13 protein-coding genes are annotated in these 16,390 nt (G+C 46.7%); 5 read left to right on the forward strand and 8 right to left on the reverse strand.

Translation table 11 applies throughout. The annotated features are described in order from the left end of the window. Nucleotides 1-136: 136 nt before the first annotated feature. Nucleotides 137-2,545, forward strand: coding sequence for a zinc-dependent metalloprotease (locus tag L5M37_RS14540; protein WP_263200952.1), 2,409 nt, complete (start codon nucleotides 137-139; stop codon nucleotides 2,543-2,545). A gap of 20 nt (nucleotides 2,546-2,565) precedes the next feature. On the opposite strand, the gene L5M37_RS14545 is transcribed toward L5M37_RS14540, so the two are convergent. Next, on the reverse strand, nucleotides 2,566-4,374 hold the full coding sequence (locus tag L5M37_RS14545) for a protein kinase domain-containing protein (protein WP_263200954.1): 1,809 nt from the start codon (nucleotides 4,372-4,374) through the stop codon (nucleotides 2,566-2,568). A gap of 249 nt (nucleotides 4,375-4,623) precedes the next feature. Between L5M37_RS14545 and L5M37_RS14550 the strand changes: the two genes are divergently transcribed. Together L5M37_RS14550 and L5M37_RS14555 are read left to right on the forward strand one after the other, a co-directional pair. Next, nucleotides 4,624-4,965, forward strand: coding sequence for a hypothetical protein (locus tag L5M37_RS14550; RefSeq protein ID WP_105250285.1), 342 nt, complete (start codon nucleotides 4,624-4,626; stop codon nucleotides 4,963-4,965). Between the two features lie 102 nt (nucleotides 4,966-5,067). Further along, nucleotides 5,068-5,724: a thiopurine S-methyltransferase gene (locus L5M37_RS14555; protein WP_263200956.1), complete on the forward strand. Its 657-nt coding sequence runs from the start codon at nucleotides 5,068-5,070 to the stop codon at nucleotides 5,722-5,724. A gap of 255 nt (nucleotides 5,725-5,979) precedes the next feature. On the opposite strand, the gene L5M37_RS14560 is transcribed toward L5M37_RS14555, so the two are convergent. After that, nucleotides 5,980-6,171: a bacterioferritin-associated ferredoxin gene (locus L5M37_RS14560; RefSeq protein ID WP_076498521.1), complete on the reverse strand. Its 192-nt coding sequence runs from the start codon at nucleotides 6,169-6,171 to the stop codon at nucleotides 5,980-5,982. A gap of 261 nt (nucleotides 6,172-6,432) precedes the next feature. Between L5M37_RS14560 and L5M37_RS14565 the strand changes: the two genes are divergently transcribed. Beyond that, nucleotides 6,433-8,007, forward strand: coding sequence for a PAS domain-containing methyl-accepting chemotaxis protein (locus L5M37_RS14565; RefSeq protein ID WP_263200958.1), 1,575 nt, complete (start codon nucleotides 6,433-6,435; stop codon nucleotides 8,005-8,007). A gap of 86 nt (nucleotides 8,008-8,093) precedes the next feature. Here L5M37_RS14565 and L5M37_RS14570 read toward each other — a convergent pair whose 3' ends face one another. Further along, nucleotides 8,094-9,029 (reverse strand): D-2-hydroxyacid dehydrogenase, encoded by a 936-nt coding sequence (locus tag L5M37_RS14570; RefSeq protein ID WP_131523964.1) that lies wholly within the window; start codon nucleotides 9,027-9,029, stop codon nucleotides 8,094-8,096. 92 nt (nucleotides 9,030-9,121) lie between these two features. On the opposite strand from L5M37_RS14570, the gene L5M37_RS14575 reads away from it, so the two are divergent. Continuing rightward, nucleotides 9,122-9,457: a DUF3392 domain-containing protein gene (locus L5M37_RS14575; protein WP_131523965.1), complete on the forward strand. Its 336-nt coding sequence runs from the start codon at nucleotides 9,122-9,124 to the stop codon at nucleotides 9,455-9,457. A 20-nt stretch (nucleotides 9,458-9,477) separates the two neighbouring features. Here the strand turns inward: L5M37_RS14575 and L5M37_RS14580 are convergent, their stop codons facing one another. From L5M37_RS14580 to rsgA, 5 genes are all read right to left on the reverse strand, one after another. Further along, complete coding sequence (locus L5M37_RS14580) at nucleotides 9,478-10,200, reverse strand: glycerophosphodiester phosphodiesterase (protein WP_263200960.1); 723 nt, start codon at nucleotides 10,198-10,200, stop codon at nucleotides 9,478-9,480. Nucleotides 10,201-10,214: 14 nt separating this feature from the next. After that, on the reverse strand, nucleotides 10,215-13,418 hold the full coding sequence (locus tag L5M37_RS14585; RefSeq protein WP_263201009.1) for a mechanosensitive ion channel domain-containing protein: 3,204 nt from the start codon (nucleotides 13,416-13,418) through the stop codon (nucleotides 10,215-10,217). 68 nt (nucleotides 13,419-13,486) lie between these two features. Beyond that, on the reverse strand, nucleotides 13,487-14,368 hold the full coding sequence (locus tag L5M37_RS14590; protein WP_263200962.1) for a DMT family transporter: 882 nt from the start codon (nucleotides 14,366-14,368) through the stop codon (nucleotides 13,487-13,489). 6 nt (nucleotides 14,369-14,374) lie between these two features. Next, entirely contained in the window at nucleotides 14,375-15,253 is an 879-nt protein-coding gene (gene asd, locus L5M37_RS14595; RefSeq protein ID WP_028761759.1) for an archaetidylserine decarboxylase, read from the reverse strand. 62 nt (nucleotides 15,254-15,315) lie between these two features. Further along, nucleotides 15,316-16,380: a small ribosomal subunit biogenesis GTPase RsgA gene (gene rsgA, locus L5M37_RS14600; RefSeq protein ID WP_105250279.1), complete on the reverse strand. Its 1,065-nt coding sequence runs from the start codon at nucleotides 16,378-16,380 to the stop codon at nucleotides 15,316-15,318. Between the last annotated feature and the right edge of the window lie 10 nt (nucleotides 16,381-16,390).

Here is a 16,390-nt window from a genome sequence, read left to right on the forward strand (position 1 = left end):
TATTTGCTCGGGGCCAGTGATGGCCTCGCATTATTTACTTTAAATCAATCGCTTGAGATAAGCAGTCATCAAAGATGCTTATGACATAAATGACTTAATAAGGTAAATAACGCAGCCAGCCGAATCAGGAGGAAAGATGAAACCCCAAAGTGTAGCCTTAGCCTTATTTATAGCGCTGTTAGGATTTCCCACCGTTACGGTCGCGGCTGCCGCGCCTAGCGCCAAGATCATTAAGCAGGGCCAAGAGGCGAAAGGGTTTCTTAATCTCTATTACGAGGAGTCTGAGGGAGAGTTATATCTTGAGGTCAATCGTTTAAATCAACCTTTTATCTTAGTTACTAGCCTGCCACAGGGCGTAGGCTCAAACGACATTGGCCTCGATCGCGGCCAACTGGGTCAGACCCGTATGGTGCAGTTTGAGCGCCAAGGTCCCTATGTTTTACTTAAGCAACTTAATACTCAATATCGTGCGAATACCTCTGATGCCGCCGAGCAAAGAGCGGTTGAAGAAGCCTTTGCCGATTCTGTGTTATGGCAAGGCAAAGTGATTGAGGGCAAGCCAGATTTGGTAGCGATCAACGATCTGGTGCTCAATGATTTACACGGGGTGTCTTCCGTATTGCAACAAACAGAGCAGGGCAATTATCAGCTCGATTTGAGCCGTTCTGTCATCTTACCCAAAGGGATTAAATCCTTTGAGAAAAACGCCGATGTGGATGTGCAACTGACGTTCAAAGGCGATGTTGCTGGCGCGCAGGTCGCACAGGTAACACCCGATGGCACCTTAATGTCGGTGCGGATGCGTTATTCCTTTGTTGAGCTTCCCGATGCGGATTACCAGCCGCGGGCTTATCATCCTATGAGCGGTTATTTGTCCGATGAGTATCGCGATTATGCCACGCCCTTTAACCAACCTTTAGTGCAGCGTTTTATCCTGCGCCACCGTTTACAGAAAGTGCATCCAGGCCCAGCGCCAAGCGAAGTCGTTAAACCTATTACTTATTATCTTGATCCCGGTGTGCCAGAGCCGATACGGTCGGCGTTGCTCGATGGCGCGCGCTGGTGGGAGACGGCTTTTACTCGCGCCGGATTTATCAACGGCTTTAAAGTTGAGTTATTGCCTGTAGATGCCGATCCGCAGGATATTCGCTACAACATGATCCAATGGGTGCACAGGGCGACGCGGGGTTGGTCCTATGGCGCCGCACTGACCGATCCTCGCACCGGAGAAATCATCAAGGGTCAAGTCACGCTCGGCAGTTTGCGTGTGCGTCAGGATTACTTGATTGTTAAAGGCTTAACCGCAGGCTGGCAGGATAGAGTGGCGGCCGAGAAAGCGGCGACAGCCTTGTCGCTCGCGCGTATTCGCCAACTGGCCGCCCATGAAGTCGGCCATACCTTAGGGTTAGATCATAACTTTGCCGCTTCGACTAATCAGGATTCCTCTGTGATGGATTATCCCCATCCGAAAATCCAGCTAAAGGGCAATGATATTGATATTTCAGCACCTTACACTACAGGTGTTGGCCCTTGGGATGATTTTACTATCGCCTATGGTTATAGCGATCAAGGTGATGCCCGTACCCAACAAGCACTGCAAGTCGACTTGCTGGCCGATGTGGCGAAACGTGGCTTACGCTATATTGGTGAGGCCGATTCTCGCCAAAAGGATGGGAGTCAGGCCTATGCCAGTTTGTGGGATAGTGGTGACGATCCGATCGATCAGCTGGGTAAGTTAAATAAAATTCGCACTAAGGCGATTGCGGATTTCTCCAGTGCGGCCTTGTTACCCAATGAGCCATTGGGCGAGCTAGCCGATGCCTTTGCGCCAATTTATTTACTGACGCGTTATCAAATCGATGCGGTCGCGAAGTTTATTGGTGGCACTGACTATAACTATCAATCTATCGGTGAAGGCAGCCGCTGGAGCTATATTGCGCCGCAGTTGCAGTTAACGGGCTTAGACGCGCTACTTAACACGCTCGATGCGGCGAGTTTAACTGTGCCGCAATCCTTGCTCGACAGTTTAGTGCCAAAGGCGGGGAATTATCATGCTACGCGGGAATCCTTCGACTCAGGTCTAGGTGCAATTAACGATCCTCTCGGTATGGCTGAAGTGTTTAGCCGTCATACTGTTAGCTTGTTATTGATGCCTAAACGCTTGAATCGTATCAGCCAAGCATCCATGGCAGATAGTGAGCAGTTATCGGTGACGACATTACTGGATAAGTTATTTGCGGCGACCTTGTATCAAGAGGATAAGCTCGCGCTGGTCGAAGGCGTATGGATGCGAGTGAACGCTGTGGTGATTGATGAAGTGCTGGCAACGCTGCACGATCCTCAAACCTCACCAGAAGTGAGGGCAGCGATCAACGATCGCGCTCAGTTTGTGATTAAGCAATTGAAAGCGAAGTCGAATCGAGCGAATGTGAGTCTTGCGGCGCACTATACTTGGTTGCAACAGGGTCTTGCTGCAGGTTTGACCGATGCTAAGGTTAAGCTTATTCCTAAGCCGTTAACCTTACCGCCTGGATCACCGATTTAACCCGATGAACATAGGTGCCATTAGGCGCCTATTTCTTTTGGATTTTTCGGATAAAAGTGATCAGCTTTACGCTCTAGATGAGTAAAGCGGCGGGTGTTTTTGTAGGGCAGTTTCATAAAGCCCGATACGCCGTGACCTTGGATTTTTCCGACATGATGCAAGATGCGATCGAGACTTGCGCGAAACGCCGCTTGCTTACGCGGATTGAGCAGCTTCAAGTAACTGTGAATTTTTAAGTGATTCGGCAGCGCCTCAAAAATGATGCAGCCTGTGTGGTGAATTTGGTTGATGCGGGCTAATTCCTCCATGATCTCCACCGGCAATTCGAGGTTCTCATCGGGATCTTTACCGTCTTCAAAATAAGAATGTAACCGCGACTTATCTTCTAAGGTGGGTACGTCACCGACTTCGAAGGGCAACTGCAGTGCGGCACTGGCGACAAAAGGCTCGCTGGTGTCAGCTCGTTCGATATGCAGTGTGTCTTTGGCGTTAAAGAAACAGGCCTTAAACACCCCTATACGTTTAATTCCCCGCGCGAGATCCACCATATTGTTGACTGCAATGATTAACGCACTTTTTTGTTTTGCATCGTAAATCGCAAGATTGGAGTCGATAAACACGCCGGTTTCCTGCCAATGAATAGCCAGACCACCCACGATCGGATATTGCGCTAAACGACCCACTGCGGCGATAAAGCCTTTTTCGGTATCACCCATGCCCGCGAGGAAGTTGCGGTAATATTTTTCGAGCTGAATATCATCCATCTTAGCGATGGGATCTTGGGCGTTGTGTTCCTTTAAAAAGGATTTACGCGAACTGTAGCTGACGGTTTCAACATCTTTGTCGCGGGATTGTACCCAAACAGGAATTTCACCCTGTAAATCAGCTTTGGGCAGTTCAGGTAAGTGCAGTCTGTGGCTGTGGCGCATACTTTTTAAAAAATAATCGCCGGCGATATTACGCTGCTCAGGATCTGTGCTGAGCATGCCCTCTAAGGTACGGGCTAATTCTATCGGTAAGCCAATGCTGGTGGGCGAGATCACCTGTGCACCGAAGCGGCTTGCTTGCCCAGAGGCGAGGGCATACAGAGTCGCGGCAACTCCTTGCTCGTCAAAGCGCGGGCTGGAGAGTGCTCCATTGAGTTGCTCTTCGCCGATAAAGTACACATCACCCATGCGGGCGTTGGTATGTTGTTGATCGCTAGACATTAACGCCATCACATTGTCTTCGACGGGTTTGTTATGTTCATCCCGCTGCGCAAATACCGCTGAGCCCCAATCGATTAACGATAAGTGTTGTTGTTCAATATCGTAAACCAGATTTGAAGGTTTGATATCGCCGTGCACTAAAGGCTTGCCCGTGCGCAGGTAATACAAGATATCGGCGAGTTGGCGGGCGATGCTCATGACCATAGCGGTCGGTAGGGCGCCCATGCGGCGGCAAAGTTGGTCGAGATCTTCCCCTTTTGCTCGTTCCATCACGAGTATGCCTTGTTTACCTACTCGCTCAAATTTGATCGCCCCCGGCACATTGGGATGCTTGAGTAAGGAGAGCATAAAGGCTTCTTCTTCGAGCCGATCTTGAATGTGTTGTGGCAGATTAATCCGTGAAAACTTAAACACATGGGCATCGCCAGCTTGATTGATACCCGCAAACACGAAACCGTAGGCGCCTTTGCCGACCAATTCGATATCGGTATAACCTAATTTGCTCAGCTGTTGTTTACAGAGGCGGATCCACGCCTTGTGTTTACGGGCATCATTGGCTTTGAGCAAGTAAATGGATTGCTCTTCAGAAATATAAAAATGCTGCAGCTGCGGTGTTTGCAAATTGTGCTCCTTGTTTTGTTCATTTAACCAGTAAGCGGGGGAGATAATCAAATAGCGGGTGGCTTTATTTTAGTATTTTGAATGGCATTGATGATCAGCGTCAGGCGCGGCTTACCTATACGATCATTTCGTCACTGACTTTGACTTACATCAAATTAAATCCTCGCGACTATAGGTAATCTTTGGAGCATTAGATGGAATCAATTTTTGTTAATTAACCCACAGACAAAGTGCAGCTAAGGAGGGCGTATGCCCACCCAATATAAAGCCTTGTTGATCGAACTTTTGGAATATCCGCGTAAGCGTATTTTACAGTCAATGGAAGTGACCCATTGCCCGCATGCGGTATTTTTTAATGATAGAGACGAGCAATGTTTAACGTGTCATCAGGGCATGGAATGTATCTGGATGAACCAGAATGACGAGCTGGTGGCCGTGAACGAAAAATCGATAGCCGAGTTAAAACAGCAGTTGTTGATCGCCGTGGACTTTATCGACTCATCTTTAAGCCCACATCATTTATCACGCCGTCAATGCCAATGCGATAACTGTGTTTGGCTGCGTAAAGTGCAAGCCACGTTAGATCAGTAAGTTAGTCTTTACATTGCTGAGTTTGCCGAATGGCAGGAGGCTTTGCATCCACTTTAAAATGTCATTAGAGTAAGGACAACATTAGCGAATAGAGATAAACCCATGGAACCCGGTTTTTGGCATGAAAAGTGGCAGCAGCAACAGATAGGTTTTCATCAGCAAGACATCAATCCTTTCCTCGTTAAGTATTGGCAGCAGCTTGCATTACCCGCAGATACCAAGGTTTTTGTGCCCTTATGTGGTAAGTCGCTAGACATGTGTTTCCTCGCAGAACAGGGGCATCAGGTCATAGGGTGTGAGTTGAATGAATTGGCTGTACAGCAATTTTTTAGCGATAACCAACTCGAGATGACGAAAACGGCCGTGGGTGAACACCAGCATCATCAAACCGAACAGATCAGCTTGTATCAAGGCGATATTTTCACCCTACCTAAGACTATCACCCAAGCGGTGACGGCTTTTTACGATCGCGCCGCGTTGATCGCTTGGCCAGAAAGTATGCGTGCACAATATGCCAAGCAGTTAGCGAGCTTATTACCTAGCGGTAGTGTAGGTTTATTAGTGACTTTAGATTATCCGCAAGAATCCCTTATCGGCCCGCCTTTTGCTGTATCCCCTACTTGGGTAGAGCTGCATCTGAGTGAGGATTTTGATATTGAAGTATTAGCGTCGCAAGATGTGTTGGCCGAGAATCCACGTTTTATTAAGAAAGCAGTGCCTTGGCTTAATGAAGCGGCCTATTTGTTGAAACGTAAGTAGGCTTGACTCGGAAGTTGGATCTGTAACCCTATTGAATTATTCGCGGCTTTCGAGCTTGGAGTTCAGTGGGGCTTGTCATTAAAACATCATATCTAAAGATTAGGCTGGCAAGGCTATTTAAAGGTGAATTGACAGATAGAAGACTTTGTTGCCGCTGGATTTTGGGACTAAGTTTGCTTGAGTCAGCGTGGTTTTAACTTGTCGGAAGTTTGTTCGTGAGTGAGATACCCTTTACCACGCTATTCGTGATGAATTCTATGCGACTTCGTAATAATTAGGCTCAAGTTCTAGTTGATTTTGAATGATCTGCACTGCCATTCTGGCGCATTTACCACATTGATCGGCAACACCTAAGCGCTTTTTTACGTCAGCAAGCGAGCTATCGCCCTGGCTTACTGCGTTTTTAATTTGCGTATCAGTGATCGCATGGCAAAGACAAACGTACATATATTAGTCTCCAATCGAATTGCGCTAATTCTAAATGAAAACGCTTATCAAATGCAATCATGTTTTTTGGGTGATTTTCATACTTTAACGCTTTTGTTACATGGCGCACGTTTTATCGTCTATGCTAGGTGTGTTTTAGCACTAAAAAGCTAGGCAGTTTTAGAAGTAGGTTTAGGAATACAGAGTCAGGGTGATGATGCCTCACGGATGGATAACTCATGGATGAATAACGAAGAATTAATCAAAGATCCATAAGGTTTCATGAGAACTAATCTACCAGTTACACAGCGAGAATATGATTATCCAGCGGATTGGATTTTATTGTCGACTACGGATACTCAAAGTCATATCACTTACGCCAATCAATCTTTCTGTACCGTTGCCGGTTACGACCTCGATGCCATGCTAGGCAAGCCCCACAACATGGTGCGTCATCCAGATATGCCTCCGCAAGCGTTTGAAGATCTGTGGCGATGTATCAAAAAAGGCGAGCCTTGGAAAGGGATAGTGAAAAACCGCTGCGCCAATGGCGATCACTATTGGGTCGATGCCTATGTCTCACCGATTTCAGTTAATGGCAAAGTCGTCGAGTTTCAATCAGTACGCACTAAACCCACACGCGATCAGGTTAAGCGTGCAGAAATAGCCTATGCGGAGTTGAACAAAAAGGGCAGCGTTAGTGCGTTAAAACGTACCTTGGATATGCCAGTTAAATTGCTGTTACTCGCATTGGTTGCCATGCTACCTATGCTTTACCTTGCTCTGCAAATTGGCTTAATGGGCTTTATTGCCCTAGCGATAAGTCTCCTAGTATTGCTGGTGGGCGGCATTCTGGTGCTGAGTCGCTATTACGCGATAGTGGCTAAGGCGAAGCATATCTACGATAATCCGCTGATGGCCCATATCTATAGTGGTAACTGTGACGATCTTGGCGCGATTGATTTAGCACTGCAAATGCAGAATTCAGAGCTTAAGTCGATTCTTGGGCGTGCATCGGATTCCTGTTATAACGTGTCAGAACAGGCCAAAATATCTGCCGCCAAGGGCAAACAAATCCAGAGTACCAGTCAGGCTCAACTGTCTGAAATAGAACAAGTTGCTACAGCTATGCAGGAAATGACCGCCACATTAGGCGATATGTCCTCCAATTGTGCCGATGCGGCGAGTGCCACGCAAATGGCATCCGCTGAAACTATCAATGGTGATAAAACGGTGTCGAGTACTATTCGCTCGATTCAAGCTATGGCGGAGCAACTGCAACAAACGTCAAAAGTGATTACTGAGTTAGAAGCCCACAGTAAAGATATTGGCACAGTGCTCGATGTGATTCAGAGTATTGCGGGGCAGACGAATTTACTGGCATTGAATGCGGCAATTGAAGCGGCTCGAGCGGGTGAGCAAGGTCGTGGCTTCGCTGTCGTTGCTGACGAAGTACGGGCACTGGCACAACGTACTCACGATGCCACCAAAGAAATCCACAGTATGATTAATCTGTTACAGCAGGGGACGAATAAAGCTGTTATCAGTATGCAGCAAGGAGTGGTTGCCGCTTCCGAATGTATTTCAACGGCGGATTTAGCGGGTACGGCATTACGTACGATTCGTGAGGCCATTTCGACCATTACCGATATGACGCACCATATTGCCAGCGCGGTAGAAGAGCAATCGAGTGTGGCAAATGAGATGAATCGCAGCGTGGTGAATGTGTCGCAATTTACCCATTCTAGCCATCAACTCGGCAGTGAAATGGTTGGCTTGAATGACGAAGTGACTCGCGAGATGGATTCTCACTCGGTATTAGTCGAGCAATTCTTAAAGCGCAGCTTTAGGATTTAACTGACTAAAATTTAAGATAAAAAAGGCAATAGTCTGACTATTGCCTTTTCTTTTACTGATTTCTAACTCAATTTCTTATCTTTGATCTAATAACCTTTACTAAAGTCGACTCGATTCTGCAGTGGCTCACCCATGATGTAGCGGCGATAGTTTTGGCTAAAGATATCGACGATTTGTGCAGGATGGCTTGGCGCCGAAATATGCGGCGTGATCACGACATTTTCCCGTTCCCAAATAGGATGGCTATTGGGCAAAGGTTCCTGAGCAAATACATCGAGGATCGCTTGCTGACTAGGATTAGCGATAAGCTGGGTATTTAGCACATCGAGATCGAGTGCATCACCGCGGCCAACATTAAACAGCACTGCATCAGCTTTTAACATAGCTAACATGTCAGCATTGAGAAGATTGTACGTTGCAGGAGTGCTTGGCAGTAGATTTGCAACCACATCGGCCTGTGTTAACACTTGGCCTAAATTGGCCATCGCTTCTATGGCATCAAAACCTTCTACGGTATTACCACTTCGATTGATCCCTGTGACATGCATGCCAAAGTGCTTTGCCGTCTTCGCGAGATGCTGGGCAATTGAGCCTGTACCGAGTAAGAGTAATCGCATTCCCTGTAGGCTTGAATGGCGCTGCTGGGGTTGAATCAGCCACTGTTTTTGTCCTTGTTGCTGGCGATAAAAACGATGGCCGCGGATATGCGCGAGTAAATAGCCGAATAGATACTCGCTCATCAGCGGGCCGAAAATGCCTTTAATATTGGTGAGTTGATAGTCTTTTCTGCCCCTTGGACTCATCAGAGCATCTATACCAGCAAAGCTTGATTGTAACCATTGCAGATTTTTAGCATGGGGCAATAGGGGCGCGGCGAGTTTCGGTTCGGCTAACCAAATATCTGCATCAATTATGCCCGCTGGATTATCGTCGAGTAACGTTAAATCAGGGAGACTCTGCGCCTCAATCAAGTCGCGGTACTGTTGATTTGCCTTTGTTAGCAAGAGTAACTTGTGCCCCATGGCGTCTCCCTTTATGCTTGGTTATTGTTATTTTTCAATACGCTGTCGCGGCCACTCAGATGGATTGCGCTGCATCTTTTTAGGTTAAGTCTATGTTTGATCAATTAGTCGCCATTGTTGCCCAGTTAGGTAATATGCTTCGCCCTTGGGCCTTCGATATTGCTACCGCTATGGTGGTGTGTCTTATTTTGGTTTTTTCAGCGGATGTAAATCGTATCTTAAGGCGTCATTTGTTGGGGCATTCTTTTGTGCTGCGAACATTTGTTTTTATTATTGTGAATGCCTTTGGCTATGGACTATTGATCGTGAAAGCCACGCCTTGGGTGGCAAGACACATAGTGGCTATGCCATCCCATTGGATGTTTCTGTTAATTGTGGCCATGTTTATTTTTATCGGTTATTGGGCTCAGCGAAATAGCCAAGCTTAATATCATTATTATTTTGGCCGTTACTCAAAGTAGCCAGAGTAATTGGCCATTGCCTTTTGAGTTAAGGCTTGCATGGCGCGATCGGGGTAATTGCTGAACACGCCATCGACGCCTATCTGCTTAAGTGCATGAATATCATCAATATTATCGACAGTATAAACATAAACCTTGGCACCTCGGTTATGGGCGTCGTCTACTAGCGCTTGGCTGATAAAACTCACATCTAAATGCAATGAATAGGCATTCAGCTCGCTTACCACGGCAGCCCCTTCAAGTGGAATACTGGCAAGCAATGGTGCGACTAACGCATCCGGCAACACCTGTTTAAGTTCATGCAGATAGGGATGATTAAAGGAAGAGATCAGTAACTGCTCCTTGGTAAACCCAAGCTGACTCATAGCCTTTGGGTATAAGTCGATTAACGGCGTGACGGTATTAATGCCTTTTAACTCTATATTGACTATGCAGCGCCCCGCAATCAGCTCAAGTACTTGCCATAGCGTCGGAATGGATTCACCTTTCACATTGATGCTTGCTAGATAGTCATTGCTCACTAAGTGAATGACGCCCGTGCCCGAGCTTTTATTATCGAGTCGTCTGTCGTGAAACACGACTAACTCACCTTCGACATTATGTACATCGAGTTCGACGGCTTGCGCACCCAATTCTAACGCTTTAGCCATGGCGGCTAAGGTATTTTCGGCCTGATAACCGCTGGCGCCGCGGTGAGCAAAAATAAGCATGGTCTGCGATCCTATTAGCTTCTAATAATGCCTTGTTGCTCTCGACTTTGACCATTCTTAATATGGATTTCCATCTGCGGATAGGCGAGTTCGAGATTGTTTTCTTTGAGTTTTTTAGTCACTCGTTTATGTAAATCATGGCGCAGTGGCCAACGTGCCGACATATCTTTTGCATAGGCGCGCACTTCATAATCTTGAGTATGTTTACCAAATCCGGCAAACCAGACTTCAGGTTCTGGGCTGGCAAGTGCATCTTCACACTCTTGCACCGCTTGATACAGGGTCGCTTCAACTTTGGCAGGGTCTGAATCCCGCGCCACCGACACATAAACAATGACCCGAGTAATAGGATCTGACAAGGACCAGTTGATCAGCTGCTCTGTGATAAAGGCTTTGTTCGGAATGATAATTTCCTTTCTATCCCAGTCAATAATGGTGGTCGCCCGAATTTGGATTTTACTGACTGTCCCTGTTAAATCACGAATTGTCACTGTGTCGCCAATCCGCACGGGTTTCTCAAACAAAATGATCAAACCTGAGATAAAGTTGGCGAAAATTTCTTGCAAACCAAAACCTAAACCGAGCGACAGTGCGGCAATCAGCCATTGTAACTTAGACCATTCCATCCCGAGATTAGAGAAGCCGATTAATAGTCCGAGGAAAACCACCAGATAACGACTGACGGTTGTGATCGCAAAACCCGTTCCAGGCGAGAGATCAAGCCTTTGCAGGATCATTAGCTCAAGTAGGCCGGGTAAATTGGTGGCAATCATTAACGAGAAACCCACCACTATCAGCCCAAACATCAGTGACTTCATGGTAATGGGTAATTGTTGCTCTAAGCCATTCACACTGGTATTGGTCGTCCACAGCGTAATGCCATCGAGGAAGGAAAACAGCGCCGTATGGGTTTGAGTCCACAGACCAATCAAACTGGCTAAAAAGGCCAATAACAAGAGTGAACGCACTAAGCCAAGGGATTGGCTCGAAATGGTTTCGAGATCGACTACGGGTTCTTCGTAGGTATCGAGTCCATCGACGGAAGGGTGATGCGTTTCGCCTTTTTCCCTTTGTGCTAAGCGTTCGGCACGTTTTGCCTTCGCGCGATCGAAGGCGATACGGCGGCGTTCGATTAACATCCATCGTTTGATCAATTGGTATAAGAGCAAGAAACCCAGACCCAGCACGATCGATAATTGCAGTTGTAACAGCATTTGGAAAGCGGTGAAGTAGTAACCCCTAAAGGCTAACACTGCGCTTAAAAGCGGCACAGAAATCAGTAAGGTCCAGAGCATTTTCTGAATGAGTTTTTTGTTTTTACCGTCTTTCTTGGCATCCGAGTTTTTACGGCTAAGAATTAAGATGTCTTTGTATAACAAGAATAAAACGATACAGAAAACAATAAAGGCACCACGGCCTATGCTGTTGCGCACCAGTGAGGTGTCGAGCACTTCGGTAAAGCCCATTAAGCCCAATAATGGACTAGCAATCAGCACAAAGTGTCTGAGCCGTGATTGTCCCGCTTGAATGAGTTTCGAGGGGCGTTTGAAATGGCCCACGAGTACGCCTTTGTCGAGCGTCAGAATAAAGATGAAGCGATATAAGAGATACACTAAACCAATCGCCAGTATGCCCATACCCACTGCTTGCACAAAATTGCGATCGGAATGATAGAAAATCAATCCCGCCATGATCACTGGGAAAGGTTTTATCAACGCATAGCTGATACTGCAGGCGAGCGCTTTGAGAGTGTAAATGAATTTATCTTGGGTCACATTGCCCACATAAGTAGTGTAATGATTTAGCAAGCGATTGAATTTAGGAGTGATCAAGTCTTGTACGACTAAACACAGTACCAGCAATATGATCCACCAAGACCAATAATCGTTTTGTTCATCCCAGGCTTTTCCCAGTTCATCCCACTGTGCTTGTTGCACAAGCCAAACCGTGCTGCGCTCAAGATCCGTAAGCCATAACTTACTGATACTTGCAGCGTTAGGCACCCAGAATAAATGTTCGTTAAGGGTATTTTTGAGGGTGAGATTCTGTTGGCTCAGTTGTTGGTAATTGACCTTCAGCTTGCCTAATTCACTTAAGTATTGGTCATAGCTTTGCATCAACTGCGAGATCAAACTCTGTTGCGAGTGTAAGAGCTTAATCTGCTGCTCATTGTATAAGCCGGGTTGTTCTAATTCTTGCTCATTGAGGGCTTGTTGCTGCTCTAAATGGTATCTGTCTAAGCGCGCATCGGCGATCAGCGTTTGCAGTTTTTCGTGATTCGGTGGTTTAGGCAGTGATTGCAACATCTGCAAAAAGCGCTCACCAAAGGCGGAGTTCATTTTGACCCAAGTGATCTGCTCTTGGATGTTTGCCAGTTGTTTGGCTTGGGATTGATATTGGGTTTCAGCCTGTTCCTGCTGTTCGACCACATTATTGATCTGCAGAGTTAACGTTTGCAGCTTTTGGCCGTAAATCTGGTTGGTGTCGGCAATATTACGGGTGATAGGATCGATAACTTTTTCGGTATTAACTAAGTTTTTGGCTAGGGTAGCATCCGTTTGTTGCTGACGTTGTTTATTGATTGCCTTGTTGATGGTTTCGATCAAGGCTTCTTGCTGCACCAGTTGTTGGCGGACTAGTTGTAATTGTAATTGCGTCAGTTCAATGCGTTTTTGGCTGCTGGCAAGTTCTGCTTCATCGGTGGCAAGGCTTTGTTCAAAGAAGAGTCGTTGAGTTTGCTGTAACTCTCCCGTAGGGGTATCTAGCGGGGCGAGTTCTGCTTTTTTGTTTTGGGCGACAGTTTGCCTCGCGCTGGCGATAACTGTAGGTAAGTCATTGTGACGTAGCAATAAATCGTTAACTTGTCGGCCAAGGGTGGATTCGCTTTCTTTAAGTTCAGACAAGCGAATATAGGCCATGGAAGCCTGCTGGCTGAGGTCAGTACCTTTTTCCAGAGATAAAGGCTTATAGGCATCTTTCAGTGCTTGGTTAGTGCGCTTCTTATGTTGTTCAAAATCAATCTGCGCTTGTTGGAAACTGGCTGCGTTGGCGGCGAGTTTTTCTATGTTAATTTTTAGTTCGTTAATTTGTTCGTCAATGCTGAGATTTTGTTGCTGATCTTGCTTGTTCATGCCAAGACGTTTGTCCAACTGCAAAGGCGAATTGGCAAGTGCGGAAAATGTGAAAAAAGCAATAATGAACAATAAAATACGTGGCATATAGGCTAAAGACATTTAGGGGCGAAAGACGCTCCATATTAGCCAAATTGCGTTGAGATTGGTATGTTTCAGGCGTTCTTTTTTCGCCGCTGTGATTGGTGCGATTGATGGGTTTCGAAGATGGCGGTAGCGACTATGATAGTGCCACCAATTAGGGTGTTGAGATTGAGCTCTTCACCTAAAATGATCAGCGCTAACATGGCGCCATAAAAGGGTTGTAAGCAAGAGACTAGCCCAACCGTTTTGGCGCTGAGTTGCCTCAGCGCAGAAGTAAATAGCGCATGTGGCGCTGCGGTAAAGACGACGCCGAGTAAAATAATTAATCCCCACACTTCTAATGAGATACTGCCCAGTTCTGTTTGGTGCCACGGCATCAGGAACATCACAGCGACCAAAGTTTGATAAAACATGGCATGGGGGCCGCTGTACTGGGAAAAGTAGCGTTTGTGCAATAAGTTACGGGTGGTGAACAGCATGGCGGACACTATGCCGATGGCAATGCCCAGCGTAGTGTCGTTACCTAAATTGGCTTCAGGGATGAGTAATATCACCCCAATCAGCACTAACACGCCACTGAGCATATCGTGTAATTTTATCTTATTACCTGTCAGCAACGGCTCGGCAATTACTGTCATCACCGGATAGGTGAAAAATGCAATCATGCCAATGGCGACCGACGATAATTGCATGGCCGCAAAATAGGTCACCCAATGCAGGCTGACGATAACCCCAAGCCCGATGGCGACTAGATAATCTTGTTTGCTTGCCAGCGTTAAACGTTTGCGGCTGAATTTGACTAGCAAACCTAACACAGTGGCGGCGACGATACAGCGTAGGAAGGTGATGTCGAGGGCACTGAGTGGGATTAATTTAGAAAACAAAGCAGTGCCGCCAAATAGCAGCACAGCCAGATGCAATTCAATTAATCCCGAAGGTTTAGCAGAACTCAAGAAAACTTAATCCGCTTGCTTAACGTCTTTCAGGTTAGCGAAGGCTTGTCCCATACGCGTTACTGCTTCGGCTTCGACACCTTCAGCAAAGGTCGCGATAGCATCTTTAGCAAACAACATCACCACAGTACTACCTAACTTGAAGCGACCCATTTCTTCACCTTTGTCTAAGGTGATGGCATCTGGGCCTTGGGTTGGATATTCCCAAGTGAAGACTTGCTTACCTGTCGGCGGCGTGACTGTGCCAGCCCAGACGGTTTCAATACTGGCAACAATCGTTGCGCCAACCAATACCATGGCCAATGGACCTAATTCGGTTTCAAAAATCGCCACAACGCGTTCGTTTCGGGCAAACAGACCGGGTACGTGTCTCGCCGTTAACGGATTCACCGAAAACAGTTCGCCAGGTACATAGGTCATTTTTGATAACGTGCCTTTAATCGGCATGTGGATACGGTGATAGTCTTTAGGCGCCAGATAGATAGTCGCAAAATCACCGCCTTCGAAGCGTTTAGCATCTTCGGCTTGATCGCCAAGCAAGGTTAACGAGGAATAGTGATGACCCTTAGCTTGGAAGATGCGACCGTTTTTGATGGGGCCTAACTGACTTACCGCACCATCGACGGGATGCACCATGATATCGGCGTCCATATCTAACGGACGAATACCGGGTTTAAGGGCGCGGGTAAAAAAGGCATTAAAGCTTTTATAGGCTTCTGGTTCGCTCTGCGCCGCTTCGCTCATGTCGATTTTATATTGTTTGATAAACCACTTGATGGCGGCAGTGGTTAAGGCGCCAGCTTCGGCTGCAGCGAGTTTACCCACTAAACGAGATAACAAATGTTTTGGCAGCATGTACTGCAGCGCTATTTTGACTTTATCCAATTTCAATTCCTTTTCTTACTGCTCAATCTTTGCTGAGACTGTTGTTATTTATCAATAAGTCGTTATTCATCAGTGGCCGCACGGAAATGGCGGGCATGACGTTGTTCATCTAAGCTGGCGATAATTTTATGGTAATTATTAAAGCGATCTGCGCTGATCTTACCTTGGCTCAGGGCTTCTTGAAGTGCACAGCCGGGATCGTCACCGTGTTTACAATCGCGGAATTTACATGCGCCAAGATACTCGCGAAACTCGATAAAGCACCAGCCGACACGTTGTGCAGGAAGATGCCATAGGGCGAATTCGCGCACGCCCGGAGAGTCGATTAAATCGCCGCCACTAGGCAAGTGCAACAGCTTAGCAGTGGTAGTAGTGTGTTGACCTAAACCTGAGTTATCGGAAACATCGCCGATAATAAGCTCTGCATCGGGTAGTAATGCATTGATGATCGATGATTTACCCACACCAGATTGGCCGGCAAACACGCTGACTTTATCTTTGAGTATGCCTTTGATGGTATCGATACCATCGCCAAGCTTGCTGCTGACCTTATAAACCGGATAGCCAATGTCTTTGTAGCGCTGTAGCGCTTCGTCGATTGCCTGCGCTTCATCGGGATTGAGCAAGTCAATTTTATTCAAAATGATGATAGGCGGAATATCGGTATCTTCGGCAGCCACTAAATAACGGTCGATGATCTGGGTGGTAAAGCTGGGTAATACCGAGGAGACAATCAAAATCTGGTCGATATTCGAGGCGATGATTTTCACGCCATCATATAAATCTGGGCGTGTAAGTGATGAGCGACGTGGATGAACGGCTTCAACAATACCTGCGATGCCGCTATTGGCTTGGCTCTCAATGGCTAAGCGTACGATCACTTTATCGCCAGTCACTAAACTGGTGACGGCACGGCGAATATTACAGCGCACAATTTGGCCGCTTTCAGTTTCTATGTCGGCATGTTGGCCAAAACGTGAAATCACAGTACCGGGCTGTTCTTGCCCCAATGAACTATCCTGTAACTCTGGCGTATTTTTATCGCCACTATCACGATTGAGTCGCTTCTCGTGATTAGCGCGCATACGGCGTAATTGACCTTGGCTTAGGGGTTTCTTTTTACTCACTGATTCGTCT

Origin of the sequence: Shewanella sp. SM69 (assembly GCF_025653985.1) — a bacterium.
Lineage (GTDB): Bacteria > Pseudomonadota > Gammaproteobacteria > Enterobacterales > Shewanellaceae > Shewanella > Shewanella oncorhynchi.

Coding starts and splice junctions, on each gene's coding strand:
- L5M37_RS14580 (WP_263200960.1), bottom strand. CDS start 10,200: ATGCTTATTTTTGCTCACCGCGGCGCCAGCGGTTATCAGGCCGAAAAT.
- L5M37_RS14555 (WP_263200956.1), top strand. CDS start 5,068: ATGGAACCCGGTTTTTGGCATGAAAAGTGGCAGCAGCAACAGATAGGT.
- L5M37_RS14560 (WP_076498521.1), bottom strand. CDS start 6,171: ATGTACGTTTGTCTTTGCCATGCGATCACTGATACGCAAATTAAAAAC.
- L5M37_RS14575 (WP_131523965.1), top strand. CDS start 9,122: ATGTTTGATCAATTAGTCGCCATTGTTGCCCAGTTAGGTAATATGCTT.
- L5M37_RS14585 (WP_263201009.1), bottom strand. CDS start 13,418: ATGCCACGTATTTTATTGTTCATTATTGCTTTTTTCACATTTTCCGCA.
- L5M37_RS14540 (WP_263200952.1), top strand. CDS start 137: ATGAAACCCCAAAGTGTAGCCTTAGCCTTATTTATAGCGCTGTTAGGA.
- L5M37_RS14550 (WP_105250285.1), top strand. CDS start 4,624: ATGCCCACCCAATATAAAGCCTTGTTGATCGAACTTTTGGAATATCCG.
- L5M37_RS14565 (WP_263200958.1), top strand. CDS start 6,433: ATGAGAACTAATCTACCAGTTACACAGCGAGAATATGATTATCCAGCG.
- L5M37_RS14570 (WP_131523964.1), bottom strand. CDS start 9,029: ATGGGGCACAAGTTACTCTTGCTAACAAAGGCAAATCAACAGTACCGC.